This window comes from Vibrio chagasii (genome assembly GCF_002954585.1).
Classification (GTDB): domain Bacteria; phylum Pseudomonadota; class Gammaproteobacteria; order Enterobacterales; family Vibrionaceae; genus Vibrio; species Vibrio chagasii_A.
The window spans coordinates 1,268,176-1,289,389 of record NZ_MSCI01000001.1 but is presented as its reverse complement, the minus strand read 5'-3'; the positions used below and the strand labels follow the sequence as shown (position 1 = coordinate 1,289,389).

The following is a 21,214-nucleotide window of genomic DNA, read 5'->3' as shown; positions in this document are numbered from 1 at the left end:
GTTAACATGAATCAATGGTCAAAGGCCCCAGAGCTCAAAGTATCGAGCTGGTTAAATACAGAGACTCCTTTGCTTCTTAGTGAGTTGAGAGGGAAAGTCATTGCCTTACACACATTTCAGATGCTCTGTCCTGGTTGTGTAAGTCATGGATTGCCACAAGCTGCCAAGTTAGCACATTTCTTCAAGGATGAAGCGCTAGAGGTCATAGGGCTACATACGGTTTTCGAACACCATGAAGCTATGCAGCTTAACTCACTTAAAGCATTTGTACATGAATACCGTCTAGATTTTCCAATCGCAATTGATGCTCCTTCAGGCGGATCAATACCTATTACAATGGGCGAATATGGATTAGGGGGGACTCCTGGATTGGTTCTAATTGATAAAATGGGCCATATTCGATTTACTCATCATGGCACCATTGATGACATGATGCTGAGTAAAATGGTGTCATTCTTGTTGGGGGAAGTAACTTCAAATGATGATAGCTTTAATTTTACCGTCAATGATTTAAGGTCGAGTAGTGGAAAATGTTCAGTAAGTTGAACGCCATTGCGGGCATGCATTTGGATAATGGATTCGTGTTCGTATAATGCGATCGACTAGTCAATAAAGATTGTTTTAGTTAAGGCTCGCTATTTGAAATAAGGAAGCCACTTTAACGATTCGGTTGGATATTGATTACAGTAGGTGGAGTGAGGTTGTACTCAATTGAAAGTCTGAAAAGACTGTTAATACAAGTAAATGTACGTGACCATCGTTATCAACCACTAAACTGATTTTCTTTATATGTCAGAAACGAAAAATGTCGCATCCATGCGACATTTCTCTTTTGGCGGCCAAACCAGTTTTGCTATATCCATTCTAGAGTGCAATCCATTAGATGCTTTTTCAGAATGTACTTATAAGACGCTGTTAATCTTGATTAGTTCCCTTTAAGCAGCATTTTTTTCCGAATTATTTTCTAAATCGAATGACGCAGCTATGAGTTTCTTGGTGTAGTCGTTTTTCGGCGCATTAAAAATCTCTTCAGCTGAGCCTTCTTCCATCACTTCACCCTTCTGCATCACAAGTACACGATCTGAAAGTGCCTTTACGACCGAAAGGTCATGGCTAATGAACAGGAAGCCGATATTGTGCTTGGTTTGGATGTCTTTGAGCAAGTCAATCACGGTCAGCTGTACTGAGCGATCGAGTGCCGAAGTTGGTTCATCCAACAAAATGAAAGATGGCTCAAGAATCAGTGCTCGAGCAATTGCAATACGTTGTCTTTGTCCACCAGAGAACTCATGCGGGTAGCGGTTAATTGAGTTTGGCTCTAGACGAACCTCAATCAGCGCTTTACGAGCTCTTTCTAAACGTTCTTGTTTTGACAAGTGAGGTTGATGCACCGTTAAGCCTTCGGTGATGATTTCGCCAACCGTCATACGTGGTGACAAGGAACCATAAGGGTCTTGGAACACCATTTGAACATCTTTTTTCAGGCTATGGCGCTGTTTGTCGTTGAGTAAGCTGACGTCTTGTCCTTTATAAACAATACGACCTGAGCTTGGTAATAAGCCGATTAACGCACGCCCAAGGGTTGATTTGCCAGAACCAGACTCGCCCACAATGCCCAGGGTTTCACCTTGTTTTAGGTTCAACGAGATGCCTTTCACCGCTTCAAAGTACTGATTTTTTGACTTGATGAAGTGTGGTTTCACCAAGAACTTAACGCGAATATCATCAGCAGAAAGAAGCTCTGGAGCTGCAGCGTTTACCGGGTCTTTCGCCCCTTTAGGTATCGAGTTAATGAGCATTCGTGTGTAGTCATGTCTAGGGCTATCGAACAGAGATTGAGTCATCCCTTCTTCTACAAGTTCACCTTTACACATCACTATCACACGATCAGCGAAGTGTTTCACCACACCTAAATCATGAGTGATGAACAAAATTGCCATTCCCATCTTTCCTTGAATCTCTTTGATAAGAGAAAGCACTTCAGCTTGAACCGTTACGTCGAGTGCTGTCGTCGGTTCGTCAGCAATCAGAATATCCGGTTCATTAATCAGTGCCATTGCAATCATGATGCGCTGCAGTTGACCACCCGAAAATTCGTGAGGGTACTTGGTGTATGACTTTTCTGGCATTGGCAAGTGCACAAGATTAAACAGCTCTATCACACGCTGTTTGGCTTGAGACTTCGACACTTTACGATGACACATAATGGCTTCTGCCACTTGAATACCGACGCGCAGGTATGGGTTCAAAGATGTCATCGGCTCTTGAAAGATCATGCCGATTCTATCGCCACGAATCGACTGCATTTCACGTTCTGATTTTTCGAGAACAGATTCGCCTTCGAACTCAATTTGAGACTGCGGATCAATAATGGCGTTGTCTGGAAGTAGACGCATCAGTGCGTTAGAAGAAACAGACTTACCAGAACCTGATTCACCAACAATGGCCAAGGTTTCGCTGGATTTAAGGGTAAAGTTAACCTTTTTCACCGCATCAACGATTCCATCGTTGGTTTTGAAGCTAACGGATAGGTTATTGACTTTAAGAAGAGCCTGGTCCGACATGATATATCCTTATCAATTTAAGACGTTTGGTGAAGATTGAACTTCTGACGTTGTTTTAAGTTGCCCAAAATGGTGATGAGCGCGTTGAATTTGTTCTAGCTCTAGCATCCAATGCGAGCTGCGTTGAGCACTGCAAAAAGCGATCAGGTGATTGAGTAGATCTTCACTCTGCTTTTCCAGTAACCCGTGAGTGCGTTGAATCAGCTCTGTGCTCTCAAGAGAGATAAATTGCATTAGCGCATAAGACTGATTCAATGTATCAAAGGCTTGCTTGTGTTGACCTAGGCGGTTAAGAATCTCAGATTGAGCCACGCTTGCATCTCTGAGCCCAGCAAGTAGGCAGGCAAATTGGCAAGGCTTGATATCGCTTTGGTATGCCGCATCTTGAATGTGGTGAGGAAGAGAATTGAGAACATCACCATAAAGGCGCTGTGCTTCTGGCCAGTGACCTTGCTCCATTAACTGTTCAGCTTTTAGGTAGTGCATCCAGCATCGTTCAATTTCCATATCCACATCCTCGATTTATAATATCTTAAAATGTTAATGATATTTATTATCAATTGCAAATTAAAATCATTCATATGTTAGGTTTGGTGAATTAAATAGCTTGTAATTCGTTAAATTGCATTAAATTGTGTGTTATTTGTTCGGTTGAACAGCGATGTAGCGTAAGTCACTAAATTTATAGGCAATTACATCTACACTGAATTTATCTACACCCAAGAAATAAAGGACTAAGGAGGCGGCGATGGCGATTCAAAGACTCAATACAGAACAACTGTATCAGGTAGCAGAACTCGAAAAGTTACCATGCAAGTCAACCAAAGAACTGGCTCCAATTGACGAAATCGTCGGGCAAGAACGTGCGCAAAAAGCCGTTGAGTTCGCGATGTCAATTAAAGAAAAGGGTTACAACATTTATGCGATAGGACGCAATGGTCTGGGTAAGCGCACCATGATCTTGCGTTATCTCAACCGACACCCTCATGAAGTTGAGGAGCTTTTTGACTGGTGTTACATCGCGAATTTCGAGGATATCCGTACACCTAAGGTACTGAAACTTCCGCGTGGCGTGGGCAGCAGCTTAAAGCAAGATATTGAAAAGCTGATGCGCAAACTCATCAAAGCGATGCCACTCGCGTTCGACAATGAGATGTACTTCAGCCGTGCTGATCGACTAAAGAACCAGTTAGCAGCCAAGCAACAAGCTGCGCTAGAGGCGATCAGCCAAGAAGCGAAAAAGAACGGTGTGAATCTGACGATCACCACTCAAGGTGATTACCAATTCGTAGCAATGAACGGCGATGAGCTTCATACCGAAGAGAGCTTTGATCTGCTGTCACCGGAAGAGCAAGACCAGTTCGATAAAACCATCGATGCGCTGGAAGTTGGGTTGCGAACGGTTTCTCGTGAACTGACGGAACTTGAAGAGACGTATACCGAGAAAATTCAAAAGCTGAATGATGACACGGCGCGAGATGTGATCACGCACTTCATCAAGCAATTGAAGAAGGATTACAGCGAATATCCAGACATTAAAAAGTACCTAACCGCACTGCGTAAAGACATTGTCGATAACGCTGATATTTTCTTAGAAGAGAGTACTGAGCAGGCTGAAGTCGCGACGGCTTCTTTGGACAAGAAAATGCCGCGTCGCTACAAAGTGAACGTGATAGTAAGCCAGAAGGAAGACACTCTCCCGATTGTGGTCGAGGAGAATCCGAACTATCACTCGCTGTTTGGTTATGTAGAAACGGCAACCTTTAAAGGCACAGTATTTACTGATTTCTCGTTGATTCGCGCAGGTAGCTTACACCGAGCGAACGGCGGTGTGCTGTTGATAGATGCGGTCAAAGTGCTAGAACAACCTTACGTATGGGAAGGCTTGAAACGTGCGCTGCGTTCTCGTCAGTTAAGCTTCACTTCATTAGAGAAAGAGGTGACGTTAACGGGAGCGGTATCGCTCGACCCAGAACCTATTCCTCTGGACGTTAAGATCATCTTGTTTGGTGATTACCGCACATACCAGCTACTGCAACATTACGATGCGGAGTTTGGTGAGCTGTTCCGTGTGACGGCCGACTTTGAAGATGAGATGAAGCGTACTGCTGACTCTGAAATGCATTATGCGCGCTTTATTTCGAGCATCGTCCACGACAACAATATGCTTCACTGTGACCGCAAGGCGATTGCTCGCATTATTGAGCACAGTTCTCGTCAGGCGGGTGACCAAGGTAAGCTGTCCCTGCACTCAGCACACATTGCTAATCTGCTTCGTGAATCCAACTACGTGGCTAGAGGTTCGAAGTCGAATCTGATTCGTGCATCGCACGTCGAACAAGCGTTATCGAACCAACAGATGCGTGTTGGACGACTACAAGACAGCGTAATGGAGACCTTCACCAACGGCACAACACTGATTCATGTCGATGGTGAAGCAGTAGGACAGGTCAATGCGCTGTCGGTATTAAGCACAACGGATCACATGTTTGGTGCGCCAAACCGAATCACGGCGACCACCGCTTATGGTGATGGTGAAGTGATTGATATTGAAAGAAACGTAGACCTTGGTGGCAGTATTCACTCGAAAGGGGTGATGATCTTGTCGGCATATCTATCTTCTGTGTTTGGTAAGACGGCCAAAGTCCCGCTTACGACTAACATCACTTTCGAGCAGTCTTATGGTGGCGTTGATGGCGATAGTGCGAGTATGGCGGAGTTCTGTGCCGTTGTATCTGCATTCTCTAAGCAACCAAACCGTCAAGACATCGCGATTACTGGCTCGATGAACCAGTTCGGTGAGTCTCAGCCAATTGGTGGTGTGAACGAGAAGATTGAAGGCTTCTTTGACGTATGTGAAATTAAAGGTCGTTCTAATGAGCAAGGGGTTATCATCCCGCGCTCTAACGTTCATAACCTGATGTTGCGCAGTGACATCGTGAAAGCGGTGGAAAAGGGCGAGTTCAATATCTGGGCGATTGATCATGTGACAGAGGCGATTGAGCTGTTCACAGGCAAACCGGCAGGTGAAGCGAGCGATGAGGGCAGTTACCCAATCGATACTATCTTCGGTATCGCGCAAGCTAAGCTTAATGCCTTACGTAAATAGTGAAACCTGGTAGGTGAGAGCAGGAAAAAGCTCTAAACCTATTATCGTTTTGAAACAAAACAGCCATCGACATTATCGATGGCTGTTTTTTTATTTGGGGCCTTTTGCTTCGTTTCTATCGAGAGCGTTTAAGCATTACGCAAACGAAGTTTGGTGCCATCGAACTTCAGCTTACTGAGCAGGTTCTTGGCATTGGCTTTACCGATATCATCAAATTCGACACCATAACGCGCGTAGTGCGTTGATCTTTGCAGATTACACACAATCCCTCGAAGTGGCGGAATCAACGGACCATTGTAGTTCTCAGGCGTAATTTCGATAGAGACTCGGTCGGCAACCTGAATTGGACGAGAGGTTGGTGATGTAACAAAGCGACAGCCACTCTTTGAGAGGTCTCTAATCTCGCAGTTCATGCGTTGATCATCAAAGATCACTCGAGAGCTTAGGTTTACTTCATAGCGCGTTTCTTTACGCAGTTGCGTCACTTGCATGGTACTTGGCGTGGAAAGCACGATGATAGGAAAGGGTTCGCCAACGGTGTGGTGAATCTGGGACCTAAAGTGGATTAGAGCACCTTCGCCTCGCAAAGAGTAGGCTCGAGCTGTCATCCAAAAGCCTTCCTGAAAGAAAAAGCGTAGGTCATCACTGGAGATCTCCGGTACTTCAATCAGGATACAGTTATCACTGTGAGTGCCGATAAATTTGGTGGTAGCGAGAAACTTGTTACCAACAGGTGTCGAGACATTTAACGTCAGCTCACTGCCATGCTCAATCATAGCCAGCGCATCGGTACTATTAATGGTGGTGACGGTTCGATTTCGAGGATCTTGCAGTGCCTGATTATGCTCCAAAGGCTTCTTCAGTGGTGCGTTCATTATAGGTTCTCCATGTGCCAACATGCGTCTGTTAGATATTGATAACTTGCTAACAAGGGGGTATTACGTGCTAGATTGAGTAGGCGTACTAACGCAATTTATAGAGTGCCTCTTATTGGTTTGAATTTTATCTATAACCACACGCTATAATAATATTTTCTTTGTTTGTAAGTACTTAGTTTTATTTATATGCACTTGCGTTAGTCTATTACAAGGAATTCATACTTCAAACTTTAATTGTTTGTCGTATCCATTATTTGCAGGAGTTGAGAATGCAGGCAGTTAAATGGGATAAAGGTGAGAACCAGATCACGGTTGAATTGGAACCAGACCAATTTGCGGTTGTTAAGTATAAAATGGATGGCGAGGTACTGCATATCACCTCAACTCGAATTCCTGATGAACTGCAAGGCAAGGGCTTTGGTAAGGTGATGATGGAGTCGGTACTCCCTGAGATTGAGCGAGCGGGTTACACCATTGTCCCGGTATGCAGTTATGTTGTTCACTACACGAATAGACAGCCACAATGGTCACACCTTTTAGCTGACAAGGCGTAGCAACGAGTTATATGTCTCAATCAATATCTTCAAAACACTCTATCGAATCCGATGTTAATCCCAGCCAGCAACTTCCTGAGCTTTATCAAAAAATAGCCACGTCACTAGGTCGTCATAAAGGGTTCGATATTCACGTGATTCAACGCTTGTGGGGCGGCTATGGCGAGTTAGTGCGCTTAGTCTTTACAAATAGTAGTGATGCTGGGTTCAACAGCGTTATCGTTAAACATGTCGCGTTGCCCGATAAAACTGAACACCCGAAAGGATGGAACACTAAGCTGTCTCATCAGCGTAAAGTGCATTCCTATCAAGTAGAGACGGTGTGGTATCAATCGTTCACTCAACAATGGGATGAGCGCTGCCCCGTGCCTGTGGGTTTGCAATGTGAATTAGCAGATAACGAATGGCTTATCGTGATGCAAGACTTAGCGGATAGCGGTTTCCCATTAACCTCTCAGTTTGATGTACTGGCCGCTTCTGATGAATCAGCTTCAGGCGAGGAGCATCATGCTTATACGCCTGTTGAGGTCAAACAGCGCAATGCTTGCTTAAAATGGTTGGCTAACTTTCACGCAAAGCACATTAACATCAATCAAGAGCAGTCTGTATCCTTGTGGTCAGTCGGTACTTATTGGCATTTAGACACGCGTCCTGATGAGCTGAGTGCCTTGGCGGATTTGCCTTTGAAACAACAAGCGCAACGTATCGACCGTTTATTGAAACAGTGCCCGTATCCCACCTTAGTGCACGGCGATGCAAAGCTCGCAAACTTTTGCTTTGATCCAGAAAGTGAAAATGCGGCTGCAGTCGATTTTCAATACGTTGGCCATGGGTGTGCAATGAAAGACGTCGCCTTGTTTATGAGCAGCGCGGTTAGGCCACAAGATTGCCAAGAGTATGAAAGTGAGGTGTTAGGTACTTATTTCCAGCACTTGAAAGAGGCGCTTGCACACTATCAACCACAGCTCTCATTTGAAGACGTCGAACGCGCATGGCGACCACTGTTTTATGTTGCGTGGGCTGATTTCCAACGTTTCGTGAAAGGTTGGAGTCCAGATCATTGGAAGATCAACCCTTACACTGAGCAGTTGACTCAAGCGGTTATCCAACAGTTAGAGAGAGCTGAGTAACAGGGTTATCATCAATAGACCAAATAAAAACGCCCAATCATTGGTTGGGCGTTTTTGCTCATTGAGCGACGGTCTAATTTATTTGGCTGTCTTGCTTCGCTGTACGGGCTGCTACAAGCTGATTAGCAAGTTTGAGTTTGCTTTTAAAGCCAGCCTTGTCGATATCCCCCAGGACTCGCGCTGGTTCTAACTCTCCGCTAAGGGGAGAGTAAAAGAAAATGGCTGGTGGGCCGAACACGTTCTTATTGTTGAGCCATGCCATTTGTTCTGGCGAGCTTTCTGTCACATCTAGCTTGATGGTCTGCCACTCTTTGAGTTTTTGGCTGATTTGTTGATCGTTAAACACTTTGGCCTCAATCACTTTACAAGAGACGCACCAGTCAGCATAAAGATCCACTAACACCTTTTGATCAGCATTGGCTGCAGCTTGTAATTGCTGTTCTAAGTGAGTGACTGAATCGGTTTTCTCAAAAGATGTGATGGTTATAGGTTGTGCGGATTCTCGGTTCGCAAGTGGGTTGAGAGGATCGGAATTGCCTAAGAAATAACCTACAAATAGAATCAAGCCATAGCTTAGTGGCAACAGCGCAGAAAACTTACGAGTACGAGCCCAGCCTGGTTGTGCCGCTTCTAGCGCGCCGAAGTGTACACCCGTACCAATAGCAAGGAGCGCCCACAAAATCATAATGATTGATGGGTCAACGAAGCGGCTTAACAAGACGATAGCCACCGCAAGCAGGAGTACACCGAATACTTGCTTAACCGATACCATCCACGCGCCACTTCTTAACAGTAAGCGTCCGCCGCTAGCACCAATCGCGATAAGCGGAACACCCATGCCCAGAGCCATAACAAACAGGGTAGCACCGCCAAACCCCCAGTCTTGAGTGGTGGATACATAAAGCAATGCACCGGCTAGTGGCGCACTCACACAAGGCGAAACCACTAGGGCAGATATCGCGCCCATCGCGAACACGCTAGCAATTTTACCGCCGCCCAATTTGTCTGAACCACTGTTGAGTTTCTGCTGCAGTGCGGCTGGCAGTTGAAGTTCATAGAAGCCGAACATGGCTAACGCCAGTAACACGAACACGGCGGCAAAAATGCTGAGCAACCAAGGCTGTTGCATGGCTGCTTGTAAATTGATGCCTTTTGCTAATGTGGTGACCAGAATTCCCGTCATGGCATAACTGGTCGCCATACCCAGAACGTACGAGCTAGAAAGGGCTGCACCTTTCTTGCCTGTCATCGCTTTTTCGCCCCCTATGATGCTGGCTAAGATAGGAATCATAGGCAGCACACACGGCGTTAGAGAAAGGCCTAAGCCAAGCAAGAAGAACACAAGCAGTGCCTGTAACTTGCCTGCTTGAGAGAGATACGACGACAAGCCATTGGTATCATCGCTTATCTCACCTAGCGTTTGAACCAGAGAATTTGATGGCTTCTCAGTAGCGACGTCTGCCAACGCCTTGAGCGTAGGTAAATCCAGCACTAGCTTTTGTGGCAGGTAGCAAAGCCCTTTGTCTGCACAGCCCTGATAGCGGACAGTGAGCTTGCCACTTCCGGTGTAAGGCACGGTAACGGTAAGTGGATCGTGAAATACCACTACATTGCCGAAGTTAGGGTCTTGTTTTTCTTCACCTGGCAGAGAGTATTGAGGATCTAATGTCGATAATGAAGACTCTTCTTTAAACGAGAAGCGAGATTGGTAAAGATAGTACCCGGGGTGTGTATCAAAGCGGATAACTGCGCCTTGGCCTGTGGCTTCCCATGTAACAGGGAAGGCTTCTTCAACCGGAAGAAACTCACTGTCTTGAGCATGTAAAAAGCTGCTAAACAATAGAATTAACGTGAGTAGGTAGTTTTTCATGAATGCAAAAACTCCGTGCTTTGGTGAATGTGTAATTGATCGTCGATGTAAATAACGGCGCTCTCTTCTGGTACTGAAATGTTCGGGTTGAGCGTCAAGGAAGTGCTAAGTACACCTGCTTCCAAAGTGGAGGAAGCTATTGCCGTAACAGACAGAATTTTCTTTTCTACGCCTTGTTTCGACAAAATATGAGACGTGGTTTTATCGCCGAACTGCATCTGACGTTCACTGTGGGCTGATGTGGTCAGCGCCGCGTCGGTAATCGGAACGGCAAAAAAAGGTGTCTTGTTGTCTCTTGGATCCAGAACTGCAATATTGAATGGCGAACCATCTGGCTTTGTACCCAATGCATAGATATCGCCACCAAAATTCACCAACATTGAAGTTGCACCAAGTCGCTTACCTATCTTTACTGCTTGGTCGACCGCGTACTCTTTGATGACGCCACCAAAATCGAAGCGAGTGCGTGAATCAGGAACGTGTAGTCTTGTCCTTTGTAGATCGACTGTCTCTTCTTGACCTATTGCCTCTTTTAGCTCCCACGCCTGCTTGCCCAGTGCAGAAGAGAGGGCTTGAAAGGCATGGCTGTGTGACATCTTAGGTTTCTGTTTTAAAAGATGTTTGATGCTGCCAACAGTGGTATCAAACGTGTCGAATGTCAGTTGGCTTAATCGGTCGAGATGCTCAAAAACTTCCGCAGACTCTGAATCGAGTTCGACTTCACTGGTTGTGCGCTGATTAATCTGTCGCGTTAGCCATGAATTATCGCTGTAGAAGTTATATTTGCCCTCTAATCGATGTGTGTTCTGCTCTATCTCATCAGCGATGCTTTTTGCGCACGCCTTTGGGAAGTGGGTCAAATCAAGCGATAAGATCTGCACTTCGCAAGGTACTGTCATGGCATGAAAGCGATGGACAAAGGGCAGCTTAGAATTCATAAGTTGCTCCAACCGCCCACCACTGCGCTTCAAATCCGTTGCTTTGTTCGTAGTAAGCCGCCAGCGCATTTAAACGCACAGTTTTATGGACCTTCACGCTCGCGCCAAGCTCATAAGCATTCGCGGTGAAGTTACCTAGGCGTAGGTCAGAAGTCGCGTAACCTGTCGAAGCAAAAGAAGGATCAGCGCTACTCGGATCGCGATAGAAATCTGCCGCATCTTGCGTATACCAGAAATAGCCTGGCGCTAGGGTTAGCCACTCACTGACACGCCAAGATAATTTTCCGCCTATTTGATGAGACATCACGCCCCAGTCATCTATGAACCATTTGTAACGTGGTCGGATTTTGATGCTATCGGACAGCGAGTAGAAGGCCTGAAGGTTAATACCGCCAGACAGTCGGGTATCTGGTCTAGAGTCTTGCCCCAAGAACACTTCGTCATCATCGATTTTACCATCGTCATTAATGTCGACTTCACGAAGCACCGTCAAATAGTGGTTGCTCAAGTAACCGCTACGGTAGCCTGCATAAGCGGTAAAAATGCTGTACAGATTTGGTGTAAAGGTTTGAGATAACCCTGCCTCTAAGCTACCGGTGAAGATGTCTTTCCAGCTTTGGCTGTTAGAAGAGTTATCAACGTATTTGCCAAACGCCTTCGTTTGGTCGAAAAGAGTAGAGCCCCCTAAGCTGTACGAACGATTTTTAGTGCTATCGGCATAAATCAAACCTTTACCATTGATACCAATGCTTTTATAGTCTTCTTCTTGGGATATATTGCCCCCAAAAGTCCATTCATTGCGCAGTCTGTCACGATAGGTGGCACTCAAGCTGAGCGCTTTTCTGGTGTCTTCTAGACCGACTTTCTGGACCTCATAACTGTCTCGGTAAGGATCGTAACCCGCACGGATGACTTCGTCAGTTTTGTCTTGAGCTTGCTGGGTTTTCAGGGCGCGATTTATTTTGTCGGCCTCCGAAGCTGTAGGCGTCGTAGGGCCCCATGCTGGAGAAGCACCTGAAACACTGTCGTAGCTTATTTCTGCGTTTAGGGTCCAATCTAAGCCGATACTTTTTTCAATCGAAACCATGGTGTCCTTGGCTGAAACTCTGTCGTCATACTCTTCATAGTTAAGGTAATGCACAGAGACATGATCTTCAGCTAATGCCACATTAGCCACTGCCGCTGCACTTAGCAGCGTAATTGGTAGTTTTTTCATTTTGTTCTTATTTTGTTTTTGAAGTACTGAATATTTTTTTATTGATTGAGTGTTTTTGTCGATTGAGTTTATTGGATCGATTTAATGGTTAGTTACAGCCGCAGCCGCCACCGCCAACACCGCTGCCACCCACAGAGCCCTGTTTGTAGGCAAAGACTTTTTCAGAGAAAACATCGAATTCTGGTACTGGACCGCCCGGTTTCATCTCTTTTTGAGCTAGCGTCCCTTTCTCCCAAGGCTTTACCGGCTCAATACCAAGAAATTCATCGACAAACGCTAACGCTGAAGGCTTGTTAGTCTCTTCTGGCTCTTTTTTTTTGATAACCAGCTGTTTTGCCTTTGGTGTAACCATGTCGATGTTGCGTCTAGTTGCGCTTTTGGTGGTTTGGTTTGAGTGCGTGCCGCCACTGGAGTAAACCGTGCTGGAGATGATCTCTTCTTCTACGATGGGACCATCGCTATTAGTGCTGTTATTACTGGTTTGCTGTTCAACGGGCTTTTTTCCTAAACCACTAAGGTCGAGTTCAAGAGCGGCGTTTGCGGTCATTGGAATAGCGAGCAATCCAACAAGGGTGGCTTTCATCAACATCACAACTGCACTCCCATTTTCACTAGGTCATCAGTAATGACGTCGCCAATGTGGTTGATTGCGCCAAAGCGAATCTTGATAACCTTGCCTTGGTAGATGTAATACAGTGCAGGCATACCGATAGGTTTAAACTCTGCGATTAATGCTTGCTCTGGATCGTTAACTACTGGGAATTCCAATCCGAGTTGCTTTTGAAACTCAAGACCAACTTCAACATCCTCATCGACATCAACACCTTTGAATGTCACGCCAGTGCCTTTAAGTTCTTTGTAGAGTTGGTTTATTTCTGGAAGCTCTTCACGGCAAGAAACGCACCACTCAGCAAAGAAGTCGACAATGGTGAGCTCCTCATTGTTGAGTTGCAGTTTCTTTATAACGTCTTGCGATAAAGCATCGCCTTCTTGATAAGCCATTGCAGGCAAAGAAAGGCACAGCGCCAATAACGCTAGGGCTCGTGTAAACATGTTTTTCTCCATATTGTTTTTAATTTATCTTTTTTAAATTCAATGCTTTAAGTTTGGGGCTTTTGAATCAAACGCTTTATTTGAATTAGCGAGTGAGTCGGATGCTTGCCGAGTATTCAACCGCCAAAATGTCGGAGAAATACTCGTTAAGTTGTGTCGTATTGGTGGCACTGAATACGCGTAAATGATTGCCTGCACAGTTCTCGAACTGAGTAATTCGAGATGGGCTGACGCCATAGCCGATGAAATTCATTTCAATGCCGTACTGCTTGATAGCCGTAGTGCAGAACCCAGCGTTTACTAGTTGATTGAACGCGTCTCCTTCGTCAGCGCCATCGGTAAATAACACCAGCTTTCTTCTGGTTTCGGGTACAGTGCTAACCTTCATTCCCCATGCTTGTTGCCAACTTGGGATAAGCTGTCTTACGCCCCATACCAAACCTTGATAAGAGCGAGTACCGCCATTTGCTGTTAGGCTGTTTATCGAGTTTTGGACGCGGGAAAAGACGCTGGTCAATGGCAGCATTGGTGATTCTTGATTGCAGTCGCTTAACCACTTACTCGGCGGTGTAAACTTCACAGGTCGCTCTGAATGCAGCGTCGCGAGGTTATCTACGGTCAGCGCCGCAGAGAAATCGCCATTACGATAGCTAAGTCCATCGATACAGTAGATTCCGGCTTTTTCTTCGGATAACCAGGGCGGGCGATGTGTTGCCACTCCAGAATCGAAGGGAACGATCGAAATCCTTACTGAATCTAAATCGTTAGCGTTATTACTCTGAGATTGAATTGTATTCAAGGCATTCGACAAAATAGATTTTAGTGACTGTATGTTTGAGCTCATGGAGCCAGATACGTCGAGTACCAATACCAACTCTGTTGGAATCGCAGAGTGTTTGCTTTCAACCCCCCCCTTAAAGCCACCACCTGTTGCAGTCACATTTTGGTCATAGCGTTCATAGCTGAAATGCGGTATTAGCGGTGTGACGGAGTAACCTAGGCTAATTCGGCAGCCTTGGTTTTCTGGCGTTAATCCACTCACACCTTTCAATGTTGGGCGGTAGTAACTTTGGTATGCGCGCATCATTTTCGAAGTCGCTTCATCAGTAAAAGCACAAGCCAGTGCGGCAGAGTCAGCGGCTTGCGCAGCTCGATTAGAAACCATCACTTGCGCGCAGATCATCAGAGTGCCAACAGCGATAAATAGTGCAGGGAACAGTAGTGCAAGAAAGGAAAGAGTGATCGAACCTTTTTGCTGTCGGGCTAGGCCGCTAAACATTGGGTTAACCATAGTGCTTACCTACCACTACTGATGAGCTTTTTAAGCTTTTTGGAAGAGCGAGTCGTTCGTAACTAAATGGTGTCTCCACGCATAAGGTCAGCTGAACCAGGGTGGACGGTCTTCCATCCAACGCAGGATCGCCGCTGCCCACAACGAGCATGTCCGTAAGCTGTTCAATCGGTCGATCACTTTGGCAGTCGCTTCCCGCATACAGATGTTTGTATTCCCACGTTGAAGTAGCAATATCAAAGACACGACTTTCAAGTAAAAGCCCAATATCGCTATGGGCAATGCTACTCGGCAGGTAACGTTCAGCGAGTACGATCAATGGACCTTTTAGAGTCTCGGGTAAACCATTCTTACCTTGCTCAGGTTTGAGTTGAGTTGAAGAAATCGCATTCACTAGGTTGTAGGTAACATTGTCTAACTGAGTCTGCATACTGAATAAGCGATAGATAGCAACGAAGCCCCACAGAATGATCATCATCGCGAGCACGACAAATGGGAATTCCACGGCTGCTGATCCCGCCTGTTTTTTGGTGTGTGTGTTATTAACCGTCATAACTCACCAATACCTTTCTTTCCAAGGTTGTCATTTGGCCGGTACGTTCTAAAAAACGAGTTGAAAGGCTAGGCAGTAGAGCGAATGAAAATGCGTAAGACACCGTGTATTCCCCCAATACTGCTTTGCTTATCGGTGCCGCTTTCCTGTTAACTAAGTCCGGTAGGCTTTCAACGTACAAAGGTTGAGACAACTTGATCTTGCTCCGTTCGAGCAGTGGGAAATTGTCGATAGTGTCGATGAAAACTTGGTTTGATATGGGACCAACTGGTCGAATTTTGACTTCTCGCGCTCCTGCATGAACGGCAACATCGAAGATGATGTTGACTAGCAGCAGGCGGCAGATCTCAAAGACCCCTAGTATCAGCAATAGAAACGGTAGGGTGATCATTAGAAACTCAACGCTATTCGCACCTTTCTGACGAGAGAGCATTATTGTTCTCCTCGCTCAGCGTGAGCGGCTAGGGCTTGGTAATACAAGCTATTGTTAGCGTATTCCGGTTGCGATAAGTGTTCACGAGCGATTGCTTTTGCAGACTCGCTGTCACCAGAAAGTGCGTAAGCCAACGCAAGGTTAAGCTGGAGTTTTACGCTAGCTTCACCTCTGACAAAGATCGGGTGCAGAATACGAATCCCTTGATCTGGTTTACCATCGAGTATCCACGCCATAGCGAGGTTGTTTCGGTATTCGTTGCTTGAAGGCATTAAGCTAAGCGCATTTGAGTAACACTCTCTGGCTTTGGAATACTGCTTATTGAGCGAGTAGCTGACTCCTAAGCTATTTTGAGCAACGTCATCGGAAGCATCCAGCCGAACAGACTTTTCAAGAGCGGAGGTCGCTTGTTCAAGCTCTCCTAAAGCTAACCATGAACGGCCTAACTCACGGTAAATCGCACTGGATTGATTAAGCTCGATACCACGCTTTAAGTAATGCAGTGCTTCGTCATAACGACTGGCTTGATTGGCTGCGGAGCCCATCAACAGCAGTAACTGCGGGTCATTGGGATTGGATACCAACATTTTGCGATAGAGATCCATGGCGCTCTCTGGCTTACCATTCATTAACGCAACTTCTGCCACCTTCATGTTTTCGGCGGTATCTTTTTCAACATGGTTGGTTGATTGACAGCCGAACAATATCAGCGACAAAAAGAATAACGGGATGGTTCTCATAAGCCCCCCAGAGTTTGTGTAAGAGATAACATGATTGGCACGACGATGATGCCCACCACAGGTAGCATGATGAAAACCACCAAAGGGAATGACATCTTGGCTGGTATTTTTCCCACCCACTCTTCCAGTTCTAAAAAGTGATATTGACGGCTATCCGAAGCGATCAGTTTGAGGGCATCAGCCATAGGCGTACCGTATTGCAATGCTTGGTTCATGGTAGTGACAACGTTGTTGATGTCAGATAGTTGTACACGTTTGTCTAGGTTGTTGAGTGCCGTTTGTGGAGAATCGAGAACAGAGATTTCTGTTGCGGTTAACAGCCATTCTCGTGACAAGGCAGGGGAGATCGAACGCATCTCTTCACCAACGCAGCGAAATACCGCTTCGAGTGTTAGGCCAGATGCAACACACACTACCATTAGGTCGACGGCATCGGGTATTACTCGGCTGATCTGCATTCGAACTTGGTTCACACGCCATTCAAGGATGCGATCGAACAGGATGCCGACAACAATGCCGATAGCGATACACTCTGCCGCCGAATTCATCGTTAGCACTGGAATGCGAGTGGCATACCAAGTAACAGCACCTACGGTCATGGTGATTAATCTAAGCCCTAAAAAGTACATCTCTGCATTTGGGTTAAGCCAGCCAATCAGAACCAGCTTTTGACGTCGAGATTTCTCACCTTGGAAATGCCACTTACTCGACGTGTTTTTATACTTTGAGGAATAGCTTGATACGCGATTCAGTCGCTCAGCCACAACGTCTCGTTTGAACGAAGATAGGTGTGCGATCAGCGTGAGAAGAACAGCTAATCCCAACAGCAACATGGCAACATACATCATGATGGGAACCTCTTATTGCGAGTCAGAGCATTCAAAATTAAGGTGCCGATGCTGATGCTAATGAGTGCATAGGTCAGAACTCGTTGGCCCAGTTCAGTGTTAAACAGCTGCTTAATCATGTAGGGCTCAATTAAATAGATGCCACCCAGCAACCCTATGGGTAAGACAGAGAGAAATAACGCTGTGATGCGAGGCTCTGAGGTTAAGCTCTTCACCTTTTTTCTCATCGCTCGGTTGTCATGCATGGTTCGGCTTAAGCTATGAAGAATGTCGCGCAGTTGACCACCATTCGACTGGTTAAGGATCAGTGCAACAGAGAAATAACGAAAGCTGCTGTAAGGGAGGCGAATGCACGCATCGTCGAGACTCTGACGAAGACTAAGGCCAAGCGCAAGATTGTCGCGAAGGTAAGAGAACTCGCGTCCTAGCAAGCCAGGTTGCGTCTGTGCCACTTGATCAATCGCTTGTGGGATAGATAGCCCTGCTGATACCGCTCTAGAAATCAATCCAAGGACGTTGATGATGTCTTTTTCAAACTCTTCTACTTGTCTCTTTCTGCGATAAAACACAATGGCACAGGTACATATGAGCCACAGCCCCAGTGCTGCAAGCAATCGAAGATGCACTGGAAGTTCCGGTACTAACAGGTAACCAGCAACTGGAAAGCCAACAACCATTGAGGCGATAAAATACTTATCCCAAACAGGCAGCAAGGCATTTATTCGTAGGAAAAAGGAATGCAGTTTGTTGGCGCGCTGGTGGCTCGACTTTTTGATAGAAACGTCTGCAGGGCTTACTTTGTAAGCATTTGATACTAATGACAGGCGCTTATTAACAATGGCTTGTTTTGAGTTGAGCTTTATTAGCCAAACCGTAGCCAGCAGCGCAGAAATAGTAAGAACAATAATCATCCGGCTTCAAGCTCCATTGCCACCCTTAGTTGAGCGTCTAGCTGGTGATATTTCGCTTTTTCGTTGAAGCTTGGCACGCACTTGGCACTCTTATACTCACCAATTAGGTTGCCTTGCTGGTCTTCCGATAGCGTTTTAAAGGCGAACAGCTCTTGAGTGACGTATTGCTCGCCCTCTAATCCTTGTACCTCGGTTATTGAAACAATGCGTCGCTTGCCATCGCGCATTCGCTCTACTTGGATAACCACATCAATGGTGTCGGCGATTTGGCGACGCAGTGAAAAGAGAGGCAGCGTTGCCTGGCTCATCATTAGCATGTTCTCCATGCGCACCAGTGCATCTGTTGCAGAATTGGCGTGAAGTGTACACAGCGAGCCTTCGTGGCCTGTGTTCATTGCTTGCATCATCTCAAAGGCTTCATCGCCACGAACTTCGCCTAAAATGATGCGATCTGGTCGCATACGTAGGGCATTTCGTACTAACTCTCTTTGAGTAATCGGCGTTAAACCTTCTGCATTGGCTGGGCGAGTTTCTGCACGCACCACATGGGGTTGTTGCAGGCGCAGTTCTGCTGTGTCTTCAATGGTGATGATGCGCTCTTGAGGCGAGATGCTGAAAGACATCGCGTTAAGCAGGGTGGTTTTACCTGCACCGGTACCACCCGCGACAAGAACGTTGAGGCGAGAGCGAACGATAATATCAATAAGCTTAATCATCGAATTCGACATCGCACCAAACTGTGCCAATTGGCTCAGTGTCAGCTTCTTTTCATTGAACTTACGGATAGATATGTAGGTTCCATCAAGCGCGAGCGGCGGGATCATGACATTGACACGGCTGCCGTCGTCTAGCCTTGCATCAACTAATGGATTCGATTCATCGATTCGGCGACCTACTTTGCTCACGATACGTCGCGCTAAGTTGAGAAGCTGCTCTTCATTACGAAATTGGACCGTGGTTTTTTGCAGTTTGCCTGAACGCTCGACGTAAACTTCACGGTAACCATTGACCATGATGTCAGTGACCGTTTGGTCTTCAATCAGTGGTTGTAGTGGTCCCAACCCTAGAAATTCATTTAAGAGCTGTTCTACAGAATGAGTCACATCCTGATGACCGAGTGGTAGCTGCTTAGAGACCACAATTTCCGATACCATTTCTGAAATTCGAGCTTCAAGATCGGACGCACTTAAACTCACAACCGCTGATGGATCGATTGCCTTGATGATTTCTTCATGAATCACATGATAATGATCACGTAGCGAAGGAGCGGATGTTAACGTTTCATGCAACCGAGCTTGCTTGACTTCAATCGGATCAACCGTGTTTGCTTTTTGACCAAACATTATGCACCTCGCTTCCAAAAACGGCGGCTGCTTTGCTGCGATTCACCTGTGATTAATTCAACCAAAGAATTGAATGCCACTTTCACTTTCCTGTTGCCTTTGTGGGCAGGTTGACCAAGTGATGACTTGCTCAAAAAGTGGTTCGGGGAGAATGGAATGACAACGTCTACCGGGACACCTAATGACTTTTTCACATCGTTAACTGAAATCATTGAGCCTGAATCGGACTTGGTGTGATTGAGCACAACAAGCGTTTGTGAGTCGGCTTGATTCTGAAGTCGTTTGATTATTTGACCGGCATTGCGGATAGAGCCAAGTGTTGGCTCTACGACAATCACTCGGATATCGGCACTTTTCAGTGCGTCAAAGCCAACTTGATCACGCAAAGAGTAAGTTGGGATATCCACTAGTAGGTAGTCTGAGTTTTGTAGGCAAAACTTGGTAAATTGGTCTAAAGCGCTCTTTTGTGGCCAGAATGGTGTGGCATCTAAAGGTAGATAGCCAGTAAAGAGGGTGTGCTTTGCAGATACGCTGATCCCACTGCGTTCGAAAACTAACGGGTCGAGTCTCTCTGGGTATTGTAAAAGCTCGATCAATGCTGAGTTTCCCTCAACATTGAGTAGCAGATCCAAGTCGCCCATTGAAAAGTCTAGGTCTAGACAAGCCACTTTCTTATCGAGCTCTGCGAGTTGTTGTGCAAGAGTTGCAGTAATGGTGCTACTGCCTGAACCACCTTTTGCACTGACAACCGAGATGACTTTTTCATGTCGTTTTTCGCTGTTGTTCTGTAAAGCCGCGAAAGAAACGTGTTCCAGATCTTGCGGAGTCACAGGAGGTACTAGATAGTCACTCGCGCCTGATGCCAGCATGCCACGGTAGATGAAAATTTCATCTGAGTGGCCAAGAACGATAATTTGACAGCCTGTACGCTTAATCAAGCGCTGCACGGCTTGTTTTGATTCAGCCAGTTCACAATTCAACACATCGAGAAATATTGTCTTGATGCCATGCTTCAGAACGTGTCGCACTACGTCGTCTTCTTGATTTGAAGAGACAGTGATGTTGTGGATACCAAAGTCATTCAGTGTATGCGTAAGCGCTAGGGCATCGAGTTGCTCAGACGCTGCGATCAGTACCGTCAACTGGTGTACTTGATTCATAGCGAACCTCCTTGCGTGGTCGTCGAAGAACCATTATGTGGCTGTTGGTTTTGGGCTGGTGGAGCAAAGTAGTTATCGATACTAGAGACAGCTTTCTGCCCTTGAGCACCATTAATCGGTTGACCGACGATCAGGTCTTTAGGGTTGGCTACCATTTGTGCAAGCGCATTGGCATTTGCACACCCAAAATTGCGCTGAGTACGGTAGGCGTTGAGCGTCGTTCTTGGCGTTTTACCCGCGTCACAGGCTGTGACTTTGGCGCGGTAAGACTCGACTAAAATAGTGATGTCGCCTTTACCTACTGTTGCTTCGTCTGCTACCCAAATTTGTGAGGGGTAGAGACCTGATTCGATAAGGTGAAGTCTTACTTTCTCGAGCTGCTTTTCACCTTTGGGAGTTGTTTTTTCTATTTTGACCATCAAGCTACTCGCGCTGCCTCGACGAGCGATAAAGTCAGAAATATCGGCCTTTTCCTGAGCCGACAGCGTTTTCCCGGCAAGTGTCAGAGAGAACTTGTTAGTCACAGACACCACATCGACTGATGGTTGCTGAGTGGTTGGCGTAGGTGCGCATCCCGCAAAGACAAATAGGGCAGGGAGCAATAAGGATAATTTATTCATGAT

At 46.1% G+C, this 21,214-nt stretch carries 21 protein-coding genes; 4 read left to right on the top strand and 17 right to left on the bottom strand.

Annotated features, from left to right (window positions below; all coding sequences use genetic code 11):
* Positions 1–6 precede the first annotated feature (6 nt).
* Positions 7–546, top strand: a complete 540-nt coding sequence (locus tag BTO10_RS06040; protein WP_105023933.1) for a redoxin domain-containing protein — start codon at positions 7–9, stop codon at positions 544–546.
* Between the two features lie 389 nt (positions 547–935).
* On the opposite strand, the gene BTO10_RS06035 is transcribed toward BTO10_RS06040, so the two are convergent.
* Together BTO10_RS06035 and BTO10_RS06030 are read right to left on the bottom strand one after the other, a co-directional pair.
* The gene (locus BTO10_RS06035) at positions 936–2,564 is read right to left on the bottom strand and encodes an ABC transporter ATP-binding protein (RefSeq protein WP_105023932.1); all 1,629 of its coding nucleotides are present in this window, start codon (positions 2,562–2,564) and stop codon (positions 936–938) included.
* 12 nt (positions 2,565–2,576) lie between these two features.
* A complete protein-coding gene (locus tag BTO10_RS06030) occupies positions 2,577–3,071 on the bottom strand; it encodes a hypothetical protein (RefSeq protein WP_004740701.1) in 495 nt (164 codons plus the stop codon).
* A gap of 241 nt (positions 3,072–3,312) precedes the next feature.
* Here BTO10_RS06030 and BTO10_RS06025 point away from each other — a divergent pair, with 241 nt between their 5' ends.
* Positions 3,313–5,673: a Lon protease family protein gene (locus tag BTO10_RS06025; RefSeq protein WP_105023931.1), complete on the top strand. Its 2,361-nt coding sequence runs from the start codon at positions 3,313–3,315 to the stop codon at positions 5,671–5,673.
* A 128-nt stretch (positions 5,674–5,801) separates the two neighbouring features.
* Here the strand turns inward: BTO10_RS06025 and BTO10_RS06020 are convergent, their stop codons facing one another.
* Positions 5,802–6,548 carry a flagellar brake protein gene (locus BTO10_RS06020; RefSeq protein ID WP_004740704.1) on the bottom strand — a complete coding sequence of 249 codons (747 nt, stop codon included), beginning with the start codon at positions 6,546–6,548 and terminating at the stop codon, positions 5,802–5,804.
* 272 nt (positions 6,549–6,820) lie between these two features.
* Between BTO10_RS06020 and BTO10_RS06015 the strand changes: the two genes are divergently transcribed.
* Together BTO10_RS06015 and BTO10_RS06010 are read left to right on the top strand one after the other, a co-directional pair.
* Positions 6,821–7,105: a GNAT family N-acetyltransferase gene (locus BTO10_RS06015; RefSeq protein WP_105023930.1), complete on the top strand. Its 285-nt coding sequence runs from the start codon at positions 6,821–6,823 to the stop codon at positions 7,103–7,105.
* An 11-nt stretch (positions 7,106–7,116) separates the two neighbouring features.
* Entirely contained in the window at positions 7,117–8,235 is a 1,119-nt protein-coding gene (locus tag BTO10_RS06010; protein ID WP_105023929.1) for a phosphotransferase, read from the top strand.
* Between the two features lie 73 nt (positions 8,236–8,308).
* Here the strand turns inward: BTO10_RS06010 and dsbD are convergent, their stop codons facing one another.
* The 14 genes from dsbD to BTO10_RS05940 all read right to left on the bottom strand — a co-directional run bounded on the left by dsbD (position 8,309) and on the right by BTO10_RS05940 (position 21,211).
* On the bottom strand, positions 8,309–10,105 hold the full coding sequence (gene dsbD, locus BTO10_RS06005) for a protein-disulfide reductase DsbD (protein ID WP_105023928.1): 1,797 nt from the start codon (positions 10,103–10,105) through the stop codon (positions 8,309–8,311).
* A complete protein-coding gene (locus BTO10_RS06000; RefSeq protein ID WP_105023927.1) occupies positions 10,102–11,043 on the bottom strand; it encodes an FAD:protein FMN transferase in 942 nt (313 codons plus the stop codon). Before BTO10_RS06000 ends, dsbD begins: the two co-directional genes overlap by 4 nt.
* A complete protein-coding gene (locus BTO10_RS05995; RefSeq protein ID WP_105023926.1) occupies positions 11,033–12,259 on the bottom strand; it encodes a DUF3570 domain-containing protein in 1,227 nt (408 codons plus the stop codon). The genes BTO10_RS06000 and BTO10_RS05995 overlap by 11 nt, the downstream gene beginning before the upstream one ends.
* 88 nt (positions 12,260–12,347) lie before the next feature.
* Entirely contained in the window at positions 12,348–12,848 is a 501-nt protein-coding gene (locus BTO10_RS05990) for a DUF4266 domain-containing protein (protein WP_105023925.1), read from the bottom strand.
* The gene (locus tag BTO10_RS05985) at positions 12,848–13,312 is read right to left on the bottom strand and encodes a TlpA family protein disulfide reductase (protein WP_105023924.1); all 465 of its coding nucleotides are present in this window, start codon (positions 13,310–13,312) and stop codon (positions 12,848–12,850) included. The genes BTO10_RS05990 and BTO10_RS05985 overlap by 1 nt, the downstream gene beginning before the upstream one ends.
* Positions 13,313–13,397: 85 nt before the next feature.
* Positions 13,398–14,603: a vWA domain-containing protein gene (locus tag BTO10_RS05980; RefSeq protein WP_105023923.1), complete on the bottom strand. Its 1,206-nt coding sequence runs from the start codon at positions 14,601–14,603 to the stop codon at positions 13,398–13,400.
* A complete protein-coding gene (gene tadF, locus BTO10_RS05975; RefSeq protein WP_105023922.1) occupies positions 14,596–15,156 on the bottom strand; it encodes a tight adherence pilus pseudopilin TadF in 561 nt (186 codons plus the stop codon). The genes BTO10_RS05980 and tadF overlap by 8 nt, the downstream gene beginning before the upstream one ends.
* Positions 15,146–15,589 (bottom strand): TadE/TadG family type IV pilus assembly protein, encoded by a 444-nt coding sequence (locus BTO10_RS05970; RefSeq protein WP_105023921.1) that lies wholly within the window; start codon positions 15,587–15,589, stop codon positions 15,146–15,148. Before BTO10_RS05970 ends, tadF begins: the two co-directional genes overlap by 11 nt.
* On the bottom strand, positions 15,589–16,329 hold the full coding sequence (locus tag BTO10_RS05965; protein ID WP_105023920.1) for a tetratricopeptide repeat protein: 741 nt from the start codon (positions 16,327–16,329) through the stop codon (positions 15,589–15,591). Before BTO10_RS05965 ends, BTO10_RS05970 begins: the two co-directional genes overlap by 1 nt.
* A complete protein-coding gene (locus BTO10_RS05960; protein ID WP_105023919.1) occupies positions 16,326–17,177 on the bottom strand; it encodes a type II secretion system F family protein in 852 nt (283 codons plus the stop codon). The genes BTO10_RS05965 and BTO10_RS05960 overlap by 4 nt, the downstream gene beginning before the upstream one ends.
* Positions 17,174–18,088, bottom strand: coding sequence for a type II secretion system F family protein (locus tag BTO10_RS05955; protein ID WP_105023918.1), 915 nt, complete (start codon positions 18,086–18,088; stop codon positions 17,174–17,176). Before BTO10_RS05955 ends, BTO10_RS05960 begins: the two co-directional genes overlap by 4 nt.
* A complete protein-coding gene (locus BTO10_RS05950) occupies positions 18,085–19,431 on the bottom strand; it encodes a CpaF family protein (protein WP_105023917.1) in 1,347 nt (448 codons plus the stop codon). The genes BTO10_RS05955 and BTO10_RS05950 overlap by 4 nt, the downstream gene beginning before the upstream one ends.
* Positions 19,431–20,591, bottom strand: a complete 1,161-nt coding sequence (locus BTO10_RS05945) for a P-loop NTPase (protein ID WP_105023916.1) — start codon at positions 20,589–20,591, stop codon at positions 19,431–19,433. The genes BTO10_RS05950 and BTO10_RS05945 overlap by 1 nt, the downstream gene beginning before the upstream one ends.
* Positions 20,588–21,211 carry a CpaD family pilus assembly lipoprotein gene (locus BTO10_RS05940; RefSeq protein WP_105023915.1) on the bottom strand — a complete coding sequence of 208 codons (624 nt, stop codon included), beginning with the start codon at positions 21,209–21,211 and terminating at the stop codon, positions 20,588–20,590. The genes BTO10_RS05945 and BTO10_RS05940 overlap by 4 nt, the downstream gene beginning before the upstream one ends.
* Positions 21,212–21,214 lie beyond the last annotated feature (3 nt).